At 42.3% G+C, this 13,727-nt stretch carries 13 protein-coding genes; 12 read left to right on the plus strand and 1 reads right to left on the minus strand.

The features are described from left to right. Positions 1-380 precede the first annotated feature (380 nt). The gene (locus AABM38_RS06285; RefSeq protein ID WP_423409620.1) at positions 381-953 is read left to right on the plus strand and encodes a TetR/AcrR family transcriptional regulator; all 573 of its coding nucleotides are present in this window, start codon (positions 381-383) and stop codon (positions 951-953) included. A 73-nt stretch (positions 954-1,026) separates the two neighbouring features. Then, a complete protein-coding gene (locus AABM38_RS06290) occupies positions 1,027-3,228 on the plus strand; it encodes a YhgE/Pip family protein (protein ID WP_423409621.1) in 2,202 nt (733 codons plus the stop codon). Positions 3,229-3,348: 120 nt separating this feature from the next. Here AABM38_RS06290 and yhfH read toward each other — a convergent pair whose 3' ends face one another. After that, entirely contained in the window at positions 3,349-3,483 is a 135-nt protein-coding gene (yhfH, locus tag AABM38_RS06295) for a protein YhfH (protein ID WP_423409622.1), read from the minus strand. A gap of 172 nt (positions 3,484-3,655) precedes the next feature. Between yhfH and AABM38_RS06300 the strand changes: the two genes are divergently transcribed. The 10 genes from AABM38_RS06300 (at position 3,656) to AABM38_RS06345 (ending at position 13,607) form a co-directional block, all read left to right on the plus strand. After that, entirely contained in the window at positions 3,656-4,390 is a 735-nt protein-coding gene (locus tag AABM38_RS06300; RefSeq protein ID WP_423409623.1) for an MBL fold metallo-hydrolase, read from the plus strand. A gap of 14 nt (positions 4,391-4,404) precedes the next feature. Continuing rightward, positions 4,405-5,394 (plus strand): lipoate--protein ligase, encoded by a 990-nt coding sequence (locus tag AABM38_RS06305; protein ID WP_423409624.1) that lies wholly within the window; start codon positions 4,405-4,407, stop codon positions 5,392-5,394. A 172-nt stretch (positions 5,395-5,566) separates the two neighbouring features. Next, complete coding sequence (locus AABM38_RS06310) at positions 5,567-7,123, plus strand: fatty acid--CoA ligase family protein (RefSeq protein ID WP_423409625.1); 1,557 nt, start codon at positions 5,567-5,569, stop codon at positions 7,121-7,123. A 94-nt stretch (positions 7,124-7,217) separates the two neighbouring features. Further along, entirely contained in the window at positions 7,218-7,994 is a 777-nt protein-coding gene (locus AABM38_RS06315; protein ID WP_423409626.1) for an enoyl-CoA hydratase-related protein, read from the plus strand. A gap of 142 nt (positions 7,995-8,136) precedes the next feature. Further along, a complete protein-coding gene (locus tag AABM38_RS06320) occupies positions 8,137-8,865 on the plus strand; it encodes an AzlC family ABC transporter permease (protein ID WP_423409627.1) in 729 nt (242 codons plus the stop codon). Beyond that, positions 8,858-9,163 (plus strand): AzlD domain-containing protein, encoded by a 306-nt coding sequence (locus AABM38_RS06325; RefSeq protein WP_335378321.1) that lies wholly within the window; start codon positions 8,858-8,860, stop codon positions 9,161-9,163. Before AABM38_RS06320 ends, AABM38_RS06325 begins: the two co-directional genes overlap by 8 nt. A gap of 343 nt (positions 9,164-9,506) precedes the next feature. After that, on the plus strand, positions 9,507-10,295 hold the full coding sequence (locus tag AABM38_RS06330; protein WP_423409628.1) for an ABC transporter ATP-binding protein: 789 nt from the start codon (positions 9,507-9,509) through the stop codon (positions 10,293-10,295). After that, on the plus strand, positions 10,279-11,034 hold the full coding sequence (locus tag AABM38_RS06335) for an ABC transporter permease (protein WP_423409629.1): 756 nt from the start codon (positions 10,279-10,281) through the stop codon (positions 11,032-11,034). The genes AABM38_RS06330 and AABM38_RS06335 overlap by 17 nt, the downstream gene beginning before the upstream one ends. Before the next feature lie 18 nt (positions 11,035-11,052). Beyond that, the gene (locus AABM38_RS06340; RefSeq protein WP_423409630.1) at positions 11,053-12,051 is read left to right on the plus strand and encodes an ABC transporter substrate-binding protein; all 999 of its coding nucleotides are present in this window, start codon (positions 11,053-11,055) and stop codon (positions 12,049-12,051) included. A 278-nt stretch (positions 12,052-12,329) separates the two neighbouring features. After that, positions 12,330-13,607 carry a M48 family metallopeptidase gene (locus AABM38_RS06345; protein WP_423409631.1) on the plus strand — a complete coding sequence of 426 codons (1,278 nt, stop codon included), beginning with the start codon at positions 12,330-12,332 and terminating at the stop codon, positions 13,605-13,607. Positions 13,608-13,727: the final 120 nt, after the last annotated feature.

The following is a 13,727-nucleotide window of genomic DNA, read 5'->3' on the forward strand; positions in this document are numbered from 1 at the left end:
TGGAGTCCTATTTTACCATTTTTTGTGCTATTCAGGTAACCAAGACGTCTTTTCGGAGCCCACTTATTCCAGTTTTTGCTCCTTAAGTTATCCAACAGGCCATCTGTCCCGCTGGAGCCTAGCACTTACCGCTCTAGTCATCGATTTGTTTATAAATAAAACAGCAAGTACCTCCTTTTTTGAACTTGTTCACGAATCAAAATGGCTTTTATTTCACGCTCATAACTATGGAAATCAATAGAAACCTAAAACTCCACAAGCTAAGAAACAAAACAACTATATTTATGTTGTAAAGCAAAATCATTTGTGATAAAGTATCTATTGAACGAATTGACCAATTCTCTCATTTGGTCATTTTTAATTCGTAGAGAGGTGTAATCATGGCAATCGACCGAAAACAGCAAATCATTGATTCAGCATCCAACTCATTTTCTCTCTATGGCTATAAGGCTACAACCATTGACCAGGTTGCCAAAATGGCCAATGTTGGAAAAGGAACGATATATACCTTTTTCAAGAACAAGGAGGAACTTTTCGATGAGATCGTGAACAGGCTCATCAAGGAAATGAAGCGGGTTGCAGACGAATCAGTAGATCCGTCTCATTCATTTTACGAAAACGTTCATCGGGCGTTGTATAAGCTCCTTGAGTTCCGTAAAGAACACCAGTTGACGATCAAGCTTTCGCAGGAAGCGAGAGATCTAGGGACACCGGCAGTATTGGAAGTGATGGCAAAAATGGAAACAGCCATTATCAACTATATTAAGGATAAGGTCATACTGGCTGTTCAAAAAAAGGAGATTAAAGAGTGCGATCCTGAAATGACGGCGTTTATCATGATGAAACTCTATATTGCCTTAATATTTGACTGGGAGAAAAAACACAAACCGCTTGAAAAGGAAGACATCTCACAGCTGTTTGAGTTTTACATTTTCAAAGGATTGTCTATATAGGATAGTCCTTGTTTTATGGAGTCAATTGACCAAATGAACAAAATGGTCATTTATTACAAAAGGGAGGACAACTATGAAAAACAAACTATTAAAACAGGAATTTTTAGCGATACTTCGCAATAAGAAGCTGCTAATCCCAATTTTAGCTGTGATTTTTATCCCGGTTCTATACAGCGGAATGTTCCTCTGGGCGTTTTGGGATCCTTATGAACATCTTTCTGATTTGCCAGTTGCTATTGTCAATGAGGATTCAGGTGCAATGATCGAAGGAGAAAAATTGGAGCTTGGGGATAATTTAGTTGAGAAACTGCAGGAAAGCAAAGACTTTAGTTTTGATTTTGTAGATAAAGCAGACGGGGAAAAAGGGTTAAAAGAGCAAGAGTATTATATGCTCATTAAAATTCCGGAAAATTTCTCCGAAAATGCTACTACATTGCTGGACGACACGCCAAAAAAACTTGAACTCATTTACATGCCGAATGAAAGCTTTAACTTTCTTTCTGCTCAAATTGGTGAAACGGCAGCAGAAAGAATTAAGGCCTCTGTATCTGAGAAGGTGTCTGAAACCTATGCAGAAACAATGTTTGATAAAATAGGTGATCTGGCTGACGGATTGGACAAAGCAAGTGAAGGCGCATCAGAATTAAAGGATGGTGCAGGGGAATTAAAGAATGGTTCAAATGAACTCTATGAAAATCTATCTCTTCTTGCCGGGAAATCTGTTGAGTTCAACAACGGCATGCTTTCAGCGAAGTCAGGTGTCAAAGAGGTTGCTAATGGAGCAAACTCCCTTGCATCCGGACTGGGACAGCTGGAAGATGGGCATAAGAAGCTAGAAGCCGCATCTGGAGAAATCCTTTCGGGTGAAAAAGAATTGTCTGCAGGTGCATCAAAGTTAGCTGCCGGTTTACAGCAAGCAAACAGCAAGCTTCCTGCGATGGAAGACGGCACATCTAAGCTTAAACAGGGTTCTGAGCAGCTGTCGCAAAATATGCAAGCCTGGAAAAAGGGCTCAGATAATGCTGCTGCAGGAGCAAATGAGCTGCACTCTGGCATTCAGGAGCTGCAGAAACAAATGCAAATGATGCAGCCGCTTTTAGCTGAATATCCAGATAAGCAGAAACAGCTTGCAGAAGCATTGCAAAAATTGGAAGCAGGAAGTGCCCAGCTTGCTCAAGGCACAGGTACTCTTTCAGAATCAGCTGGTGCCCTTGCAGGTGGAGCACAGCAGCTAAATGGCGGTCTGGGTCAATTATCTCAGGGGCAATCACAGTTGCGTAAAGGCTTTGAAGAACTTTCATCAGGAGGAGCCCAGCTTGAAAATGGAGCGAATAAACTAGCTGCTGGTCAGGAACAGTTTAATTCTGGAATGAGCATGTTTGGTGAAAAGCTTGCCGAGGCTAAAGCTGGTTCAGAAAAACTTGCAGCTGGTTCGACCAAACTTGCTGGGGGAATGGATCAGCTTGCAACAGGATCATCTGCAATGGCAGATGGAGCTGGTAAGCTGTCATCTGGTGCCGAGAGACTTGCTGAAGGGAACGGGAAAGTAGCAGAAGGTACAACGGAACTCGCGGATAAGCTTAAAGAAGGTGCAGAAAAAGCGAAAGTCAACCCTTCGGATGATACGTATAATATGCTTGCAGCACCTGTTAAACTGGAGAATGAGAAAATTAACCAAGTTCCAAACTATGGCACAGGTTTCGCACCTTACTTTTTATCTTTAGGACTTTTCGTCGGTGCATTGCTGCTGTCAATCGTCTTTCCGCTAAGAGAACCTGCAGGTGTGCCATCAAGCGGCTTCAGCTGGTTCAGAAGTAAGTTTGTGATTTTAGCTGGAATTGGGGTTATTCAGGCATTGATTGCTGATGCCATATTGCTTGAAGGCTTGGGTCTGGAGGTTAAAAGCCTTCCACTGTTCCTGATCTTTTCTATAATAACAAGTTTGACATTTATCACCCTTGTTCAATTCCTTGTTACTATATTGGGGGATCCTGGACGATTTGTGGCAATTGTCATCTTAATACTTCAGCTTACAACAAGTGCGGGTACATTCCCTTTGGAATTGATACCAGGATTCTTGCAGAAGTTTAATGCATTCTTGCCAATGACGTATTCAGTACAAGGTTTCAAATCCGTCATTTCAAGCGGGGATCTAAGCTTTATGTGGCAAAATGCTGAAATCCTCGGAGCATATATTGTAGCATTATCGATTGGAACGTGGATATACTTCCAACTTATGCATAAGAGGCGCTTTGCCGTTTCTGCAGAAAAGTAGACGTTTTTATAGCAATTAAAAAAGGCCAGCCGTTCAAAATGAACGAGCTGGCCTTTCATTTGCTGTCAAAACTCTGAAAGGGATTGTATTACACCGAAAAAACATAGGTGAAATATAGTTTTATCGTTTCCCAGGATGCATGCATCCATCGCACTTGTTTCCATAACATTCGTGCTGTTCTTTTATTGGTTCTCCACACTCCATGCATTGTTTCTGAGGTAAATTTCGAAAGAATTCAACGATATTTTCAATCATGCTGTTCGCCTCCAATATTTAAAGTGTTTTGATACAGTGGTGATGTTATTTAAATTGTATTATAACAGATTGGAATCGTCAATGATTGTTTTCTGAAAAATACCGTTTAAATGAAAAAATGGGCAAAATGAAGTATAGTGAAATCAAACATGGGATTAAAGGAGGAATATCTTTGAAGCTCACAATAGTAGGGTGCTGGGGCGGATACCCTAAGGTTAACGAGGCAAGCACGGGGTATTTTTTGGAGCATGATGGCTTTAAGCTTATGATAGATTTTGGCAGCGGGGTCCTCGCGAAGCTGCAAAACTTTGTACAGCCGGAAGAGCTGGACGCGCTTGTACTGTCGCACTATCATCCTGATCATGTAGCGGATATAGGTGTGCTGCAGCACGCAAGACTTATTCAGGGGTTTTTAGGTAAAAAATCGCCGCTGCTGCCAATATACGGCCATACACAGGACAAGCAGGAATTCGCAAAGCTTACATATAAAAACATCACAAAAGGTGTAGCTTTTGACCCTGAGAAAAAGCTCGAAATTGGTCCTTTTACAATAACCTTCTTGACCGCGGTTCACCCTGTACCATGCTATGCAATGAGAATTGAAGCAGGTGGGAAAGTTCTTGTTTACACGGCCGACACCTCTTACAAGGAAGAATTCATTTCCTTTGCGTCAGGGGCAGATTTGCTGCTTTCAGAGTGTAATTTTTATGGCAGCCAGGATGGCAAGGGAGCAGGGCATATGAACAGTTACGATAATGGAAGGCTTGCTCAGGAAGCAGGGGTTAAACAGCTCATTCTGACCCACCTCCCTCATTACGGTGAGCTGGAACAACTTGTTAATGAAGCATTGACCATATATCAAGGTCCAATATCACTGGCAAAAGAAGGACTGGAATTCACATTATAAAAGGAGAATCAACGATGCTATTTATCGATAATAAGGGAATAACAGATCCAAGAATTAACTTGGCGATAGAAGAATACGCCTTGAAAAATCTCGATATAAACGAAACATATCTTTTATTTTATATAAACGAGCCGTCCATCATCATCGGCAAAAACCAGAACACGATCGAAGAAATCAATACAGAGTATGTCGAGAAGAATGGCATTCACGTTGTCCGCCGGCTATCAGGCGGTGGAGCTGTATATCATGATTTAGGTAACCTGAATTTCAGCTTCATTACGAAGGATGACGGTGAGAGCTTTCATAACTTCAGGAAGTTTACAGAGCCAGTCGTCAATGCATTGAGAAAATTAGGTGTGGACGCTGAATTAAGCGGCAGGAATGACCTTCTCGCCGAAGGAAGAAAAATTTCAGGAAATGCCCAGTTCTCTACAAGGGGACGAATGTTCAGCCACGGAACCTTATTATTCGATTCAGAAATCGAGAGTGTTGTTTCAGCCCTTAACGTGAAAAAAGATAAAATCGAATCAAAAGGCATTAAATCCATTCGGAGCCGTGTGGCAAACATTTCTGAGTTTCTTTCTGAAACAGTGACAATTGAAGAGTTCCGCAGTCTTCTATTAAAAAATATTTTTGAAGAGATGGAGGAAATTCCGGAGTATGTCCTAACAGAAGAGGACTGGGAGAATATCCATGAACTTTCAAAAGAAAGATATCAGAACTGGGACTGGAATTATGGAAAGTCACCAAAATTCAATCTTCAGCATTCTCATCGTTTCCCTGTCGGCCAAATCGATGTGCGCTTTGAGGTGAACAAAGGAATCATTGAAAACTGCAAAATATATGGGGATTTCTTTGGTGTCGGCGATGTGGGCGAAATTGAGGATAAGCTCACAGGCCAAAAATATGAGAAATCACAAATAGCGGCAGCTTTAGAAGAGATCGATATAAAACATTATTTCGGAAATATTTCTAAGGAAGATTTTATTAACTTAATTTATTAGCAGGTCGTAACGCGATGTCTTTGACACCGCGTTTTTTAATTATTTTTAGTTAGATTGCTGAAAATGTCAGCACATTTTTCTTGAATACATAATTTTCTTTCAATATAATATATTTAGAAAACTTTTTACAAGTTTGGTGATAGTACATCACCACAAAGGGGGAAGGGAGTTAATGAATCTTTCATCACAGCTTCATCACACTGCCTCTGTGCTTGGCGAAAAGCCAGCATATTTTTTCATGGATAAGGCAAGTACATATGCTGAACTCGATGCCACTGTTACCAAGTTTGCTTCGGGCCTTGAAAAATTAGGGGTGAAAAAAGGCGATCATATCGCACTGCTGTTAGGAAACTCTCCACATTTTATCATCAGCTTGTACGGAGCTCTCCGGCTCGGTGCAACAGTCATTCCCATCAATCCTATTTATACTGCAGATGAAATTGGTTATATACTGAACAACGGGGATGTTAAAGCCGTTATTGGACTGGATCTGATGCTCCCTTTGGCTGAAAAAATGCATCAGCACCTGCCAAAGGTAGAAAATTTCATCATTTGCGAAACTGGCCAGAGCCAAATGTCAGAAGAAGAAATATCCAAGTTGTCATTAGGGTCAAAAATGAAACCGTTTACACATGTCGTCGCTTCTGGTGATCAAGGATATAAAGGGCCAGAGCTTAATGAAGACGATGTCGCCATCATTCTTTATACCTCTGGAACAACAGGAAAACCAAAGGGTGCCATGCTTACACACAAGAACCTTTACAGCAATGCGAAAGATGTAAGCGATTACCTGGAAATGAATGAAGATGATCGCGTCATTACTGCGTTGCCAATGTTCCATGTATTTTGTTTGACAGTTGCCTTGAATGCACCATTAATGAATGGAGGAACCTTGTTAATCGTTCCTCGCTTCAGTCCTGCAGAGGTTTTTAGAATCGCAAAGAAATATGAGGCAAGTGTATTTGCTGGTGTACCAACGATGTACAATTTCCTATTCCAGTATCCTGAAGGAAGCCCGGATGATTTAAAATCTTTGAGACTGTGCATTTCTGGGGGAGCATCACTTCCTGTAGCATTGCTGCATAACTTCGAAAGAAAATTCAACGTGATGGTCTCCGAAGGGTATGGACTGTCTGAAGCTTCACCAGTGACATGTTTCAATCCTCTTGACCGCCCTCGCAAGGCTGGTTCGATTGGCACTTCGATTATTAATGTAGAAAACAAGGTAGTAAATGAACTAGGGGAAGAAGTTGCTCCTGGCGAAGTTGGCGAATTGATTGTTCGTGGACCCAATGTTATGGCAGGATACTACAAAATGCCTGAAGAGACGGCTGCAACAATCAAGGATGGCTGGCTTTTTACTGGCGACCTTGCACGCATGGACGACGAAGGCTATTTTTATATCGTCGACCGCAAAAAAGATATGATCATTGTCGGTGGGTATAATGTGTATCCTCGTGAAGTCGAAGAAGCATTGTATAACCATCCTGATGTTGTCGAGGTTGCCGTTCTTGGGGTACCTGACCCTAATTTGGGTGAAGCAGTCAGATGCTACGTTGTCAGCAAGAATCCAGACCTGACAGAAGACCAGCTGCTCGAATATTGCCGTGAGCATATGGCTAAATACAAAGTGCCAAGTGCAATCGAGTTCCTGGAAGAACTCCCTAAGAATACAACCGGCAAAATTTTAAGAAGAGCATTGAAAAATCAAGTTTTACAGGGTAAATAAATTTGAAAGAGGCAGGCTTCCTAGCTGGCCTCTTTTTTAAAGAGGATTTTTTTATATTTATCAAGAATGAGAATTAAGGAAGGAGTGGTGTAATTTGAAAAATATCCATTTTGAATTAAAAGGATATACAGCGATTGTTACTTTAAATCGCCCTGATGCACTCAACGCATTTGATTATGAGACCCTGGAAGAACTTCAAAAGACAGTTGAAGAAATCAGGACTAGCCTTAAAGCAAGAGTGATTATTTTTACCGGTGCCGGCGAGAAAGCATTCAGTGTGGGAGCGGATCTAAAAGAGCGCAGGACTTTGGCTCAGGAAGATGTAAAGCGGAATATTTATAAAATTGGTGAAGTATTCACTGCAATTGACCAGCTGCCGCAGCCTACCATCGCAGCAATCAATGGATTCGCGTTTGGAGGAGGTATGGAACTAGCCCTTGCGTGTGATTTCCGTATTGCCGCTGCAGGGACTCTCATGGGTTTGACAGAAACAAGTCTGGGCATTATTCCAGGCGCAGGCGGGACACAGCGTCTGCCAAGGCTAGTCGGCCAGGCAAAAGCCTTAGAATTGATTTTGACTGCCCGCCGAATTAGCGCTCAGGAAGCATTGCAATTTGGGCTTGTCACCTCTGTAGCAGAAAAGGAAAACTTGCTGGATGAATGCTTTAAATGGGCAGAAATGATGCACGCAAATGGGCCGGTTGCATTACAACAGGCAAAATTCGCTATCAAGCAAGGGATGAATGCTGATTTACAGACTGGATTGCAAATTGAACGAAAAGCGTATGAAGTGACGATTCCAACTGAAGACCGCCTTGAGGCTTTAGCTGCTTTTAGTGAGAAGAGGAAGCCAGTTTTTAAAGGAAAGTGATGAAACACGGCTTTGGCCGTGTTTTTTGTTTCGGGTAAAGAAATACTTTTCCATGCTAATGGAAGTATGTATAATATATTTTAATGGTGTAAAGGATTTTAAATTGAATAAAAGTATAATAGTTTCTGAGGGAGGGGAGCGAGTGGAAAGTACATTAGCAGTTAAGCAGGCAACGGAGTTTAAAAAAGGAATCCAATCAGGCATCAGCATTGCGATAGGCTATATGCCGATTGCGCTTACCTTCGGTTTGATTGCCAAGACGACAGGATTATCATTGGGTGAAACATTGATGATGAGTCTTCTAGTGTTTGCAGGTGCAGCTCAATACATATCATTAAGCCTTCTGGCGCAGGGAATTGGGATTTTCGAAATTGTCCTTACTACTTTTATAGTAAATATCCGTCATTTTCTTATGTCTGCCTCACTGAACGAAAAGGCGGACGAAGACAGTATCCCTGCGAGAATGGCCTATTCATTCGGCATTACCGATGAAACCTTTTCGGTGGCTGCGACTCGCGAAGGGACTGTAAATGCAGGATACATGTTCGGTTTGAACCTTACCGCATATTCAAGCTGGGTAATCTTTTCAGGATTGGGTTTCCTTATAGGTACAGGGCTGCCGCAAACCCTGCAGGAAAGCATGTCGGTTGCTCTTTATGCAATGTTTGTCGGACTTTTAGTGCCGTCGATGAAGAAGAATGTGAAGGTTGTTTTTCTAGCCGTTCTGGCGGCGTGCTTCAACTCCATTTTCACCATGACTGAATTGATGTCCACAGGCTGGGCAATTGTATTGGCTACCCTGCTGTCTGCAATTCTAGTAGAAATAGTGGAAACAGTTAAGCTTGGCAGGAGGGCAGATGCAGATGAGTAGAGAGATGATGATCATGATTATCGGCATGGCGGTCGTAACCTACCTTCCAAGAATGCTGCCGTTTGTCATGTTCAAAGGGAAGGAACTTCCGCCATTTTTACAGGGAGTATTGAAAAATGTTCCCTATGCCACGCTAGGTGCCTTGATTTTCCCGGCGATACTTTTTATCCAGGAAGATATCTGGTACGGTGTCATCGGAGCAGCATCTGCGTTTATTGCCGCTTACCTGGGTGCAAATGTAATCGTCGTAGTTATCGGCTCTATTTCCGTTTTGACTCTATATTCTTATTTTTTCTAGATCTGCTTTGTTGCAGGTCTATTTTTTTGTTTTTTGACAGGTTTAAGCTAATTCAGCCGGCAAGGATTTCATATTAAAGACCGTATTCTATTAAACATCTTTCCTCGAAGATCTTGCGGCACTTTTGTAGGTAACTAGGATTCTTGCGAAAACTCTAGTGAATTTTACGAAACTCCCCAAAATTTTGTGAACTTGAATATCTGGGCAGTACTTTTTGATGATGGTTAAACCACAAAAAAACACGCGAAAAAAACGAAATGTTGACAAGGTCAGAGAATACATTATAATTAACTTTATTAATTCCGACTAAACTTATTTGTTTTATTTGATTGGGGTGATTTAATTGTTCATTTCTATAAATAATGTTCATAAACAATACGCAGATAAAGATAATCACCAGATTGATATTTTGAAAGGTATTGATCTTGGAGTAAATAAAGGTGAATTTGTTTCAATTCTTGGTCCTTCTGGCTGCGGGAAATCTACACTTCTTTCGATTGTTGCCGGGCTGACACCAGCAACCAGCGGAGAAATTCTGATCGATGGAAAGCAGGTAGAAAAGCCAGGGAAGGATAGGGGAATGGTTTTTCAGCAGGCGGCTTTGTTTCCATGGCTGAATGTGCTTGAGAATGTCATTTTTCCATTTAAAAGAGAACTTCCAAAAAAACAGGCAGAAGCACAAGCAAAAAAATATCTGCAAATGGTCCAGCTAGGAAACTATACAGGGCATTATCCACACGAGCTGTCTGGCGGGATGCAGCAGCGTGTCGCGATCGCCAGAGCACTTGCGATGAATCCGGATATTCTCTTGATGGATGAACCGTTTGGCGCGCTTGATGAACAGACGCGTACTCGGCTCCATGACCAGTTAGAGACAATCTGGACAGAAACGCAAAAAACAATTTTATTTGTAACCCACAGCATCTCTGAATCCATCAAACTATCAGACCGGATTATTGTGATGGGGACGAAGCCTGGTATCATCCTTCAGGATATTAAAGTGGACATCCCAAGGCCGCGTCATCAGCACAAAAAAGCAATGGTGGAGCTGGAAGAATACATCATGGGATTCCTGAAGAAGGAAATCGACAAAGTGGTCAGAGAGGAACTTGCACATGAATCCAACCATTAAAAGAATCATATTTTTCGCAGCAATCATCGCATTTTGGTATACCGGTTCAAAACTGGAGTGGTGGCTGCCAATTATTTTGCCGTCTCCGGAAAAAGTGCTTGAGGCGTTAGTGACTGGATTCCAGGATAAGACATTGGTATACGATTTGGTCGCCAGTTTTAAACGTCTGGCAATTGGGCTCGGGATATCTCTTGTGATTGGATCAGCACTGGGAGTCCTGCTCGCGAGATCGAAATCAGCTGATGAGACAATAGGTACTGTCGTGCTTGCACTTCAAAGCGTGCCAAGTATCGTCTGGCTGCCACTGGCCATCATGTGGTTCGGCATGAATGAAAAAGCCGTTATATTCGTTGTTGTACTTGGAGGAACATTTGTGATGACTCTCAATCTCAGGATGGGCATCAAGAATGTTTCACCACTATATATAAAAGCAGCCAGGACAATGGGGTCCACCGGCTGGGATTTATTTCGAAGAGTTATTTTTCCTGCATCTATTCCATATGCAGTTACAGGCGCAAGGCTAGCATGGGCTTTTGCCTGGCGCGCGCTGATGGCAGGTGAGCTTTTGAGCACCGGACCGGGGCTTGGCTACACGCTTCGCTATGCTTCGGATTTCGGAAACATGGCTCTGGTAATTGGTGTCATGATCATCATTGGGGTTATTGGAACAATTGTAGACCAGATCATTTTCCAGCGTATCGAAAAATCTGTGCTTCAACGCTGGGGACTGGAATCATAAAAATAAGGGGGAAATCTTATGAAAAAAGCTATTTTAGCAGTAACATTCTTGTTCACTTTTGCGATGCTGCTCTCAGGATGCGGTTCAGGCGGGGCATCGAAAACATCGGCTGGCAAAGAAAAAATCGTCATTGGCTACTTTCCGAACATCAATCATGTGCCTGCGATGGTCGCAAAGGATAAAGGTTTTTATCAGCAGCAGCTTGGCGACGGCACTACAATCGAGTATAAAACTTTCGCTGAAGGCGGCTCGTTCATGACGGCGCTTAAAACCGGCGAAATTGATGCGGGACTTGTAGGTCCTGCTCCTGCGATGAACAATTATACAACAGGCGCTGATGTGAAAATCATCGCTGGAGCGTCGACTGGCGGCACGGTCGTTTTAGCAAGAAAAGGAGTCAGCATCGACTCTGTTGAAGACTTTGCGGGTAAAACATTCATTACTCCAGGCGTTGGCTGCACACATGACGTTCAATATGAAACATATCTTGAGGAAGCAGGCATTACATCGGAGCGCATCGGCGGAACGATGAAGCATCTTACAGGACAGCCTGCACAATATGCTGCCATGCTGAAATCAGGAAAAATCGACATCGCTGTAGCTCCTGAACCATGGGCAGCTGTGATTGAAAAACAAACCGGAGCAGAAGTAGTTATAGGCTGGGATGAAGTAGCATATGGCGAAACACTGCCAGCTTCTGTCATGGTCACTTCAGGTAAAATGATTAAGGAAAACCCTGAAACGGTTCAAAAAATTATTGATGCTCATAAGCAAGCCGTCAAATTCATTAATGAACATCCTGAGGAAGCACAGCAAATCACAATTAAAGACATCAAAGAAACAACAAAACAGGAGCTTGAATCGGACGTAGTAAAGCTAGCCTGGGAGCGAATTGGCTTCACTTATGAAGTAGATGAGAAAACAATCCAGGAATTCTCGGATTCCTCATATGCCTTAAAATTCTTAAAGGATAAACCAGACTTTAAGGCATTGATCGATAAAACTTTTATCAATTAGTCTGTTAAGGTCACGTCTAATTTTTAGCACCTGTTGATTGGAGCGGAGGGCACTCGACTCCTGCGGGCTCACCTGACGCCCCGCGGAAAGCGAGTGACCGGAGCGGAAATCAACAGACTAATTTAACATCACCATTAATAAATTTATTGAGGGTACCAAGATGTTGCATCTTGGTACCCTTTTTCTATGTACGGTTAAATCCGACAATAACTTGTTCTATTTTTAAAGCAGCGGACTAAAATAGTTATTGAAGGGTTGTACGTAAAGGGGGAATAGCTATGGCGAGAAAAATGGGCTTTTATGGAGTAATCGCCTATGTGCTCTACGGATTTGCGGTATACTGGTACCTTTTTTATTTTGCAGATACAAATCTTCCATTTGAATTTGAAGGCTCCCGGGCAGATCCGGCGACTTTTCTGAATGGCAGGGAATTGATGCTCAGCGAGGAATATTCAAAAATCAGGAACTTATTATTCTTTCTTTCTACACCATTTGAATGGCTGTTTTACTTTTTGATTTTGCTATTAGGTCTCTCCATGGCCTTTAAAAAATGGGGAGAACAAACATCCAAGAATAAATACGGCCAAACGGCCATCTACTTGATCTGGCTTTCGTTCTTTGCGTTCGTGGCAACATTCCCGCTTAGCTATATCAGCTTTACACTTTCAAAGACCTATAATATTTCAACCCAGACTTTTGCTTCGTGGATGAAGGATGAATTGATCGATTTCTGGATCAATTATGCAATGATGTTCGTAATCGTTGTGGTCCTGTACTGGCTGATGAATAAAAGCAAAAGGTTCTGGTGGCTGTTCGCATGGCTGCTGTCAGTGCCGTTCACACTTTTCATTATGTTCCTCCAGCCGGTCGTGATTGATCCGCTGTATAACGACTTTTACCCGCTAAAAAACAAGGAGCTCGAAACGAAAATCCTTGATCTTGCAGAGCAGGCGAACATCCCGGCGCAGCATGTGTTTGAAGTGAATATGGCTGAAAAAACGAATGCTCTTAATGCATATGTTACTGGTATCGGTTCTAATTCCCGCATCGTCCTGTGGGATACGACCCTGAATCGGCTGAATGATGACCAAATTCTGTTCATCATGGCACATGAAATGGCCCACTATGTAGAAAAACATATATATATCGGTATTGGCGGATATCTGCTCCTATCTCTCTTCGGCCTGTATGCTGTTTCACGATTGATGAAATGGGCAATCGCGCGCTGGGGGCGAGAATTTAAAATTACGGATCCCGGTGATCTCAAATCGCTGCCACTCTTCCTTATGTTCCTGTCGATGATGATGTTTGCAGCAAGCCCGGTTTCAAACCTTGTTTCACGCTATCAGGAAACTCGCGCTGATAAATATGCGATTGAAATGACTGATAATACAGACGCAGCGATTTCATCCTTCCAAGAGCTGACAAAAGCAGGGCTTAGCCAGGTTAATCCTCCATTTATGGTGAAGATTTTCAGGTACGGACACCCGACTATGCTTGAAAGAATATCCCGTCTTGAGGATTATGAAGTGCAAAAGCGGAATGAACAAGAGTGAAGATGAAACAAAACAGCCCCTGAAAGAAATTTTCAGGGGCTGTTTTGTATTGAAGGATGTGTTAAAGGACAAAGTTGGTTATAGCACATGTTGATTGGAGCGGAAAATCAACAGCAAAGT

This window comes from Heyndrickxia sp. MSNUG, from assembly GCF_049532715.1.
In the GTDB taxonomy this organism is placed as follows: Bacteria; Bacillota; Bacilli; order Bacillales; family Cytobacillaceae; genus Mesobacillus.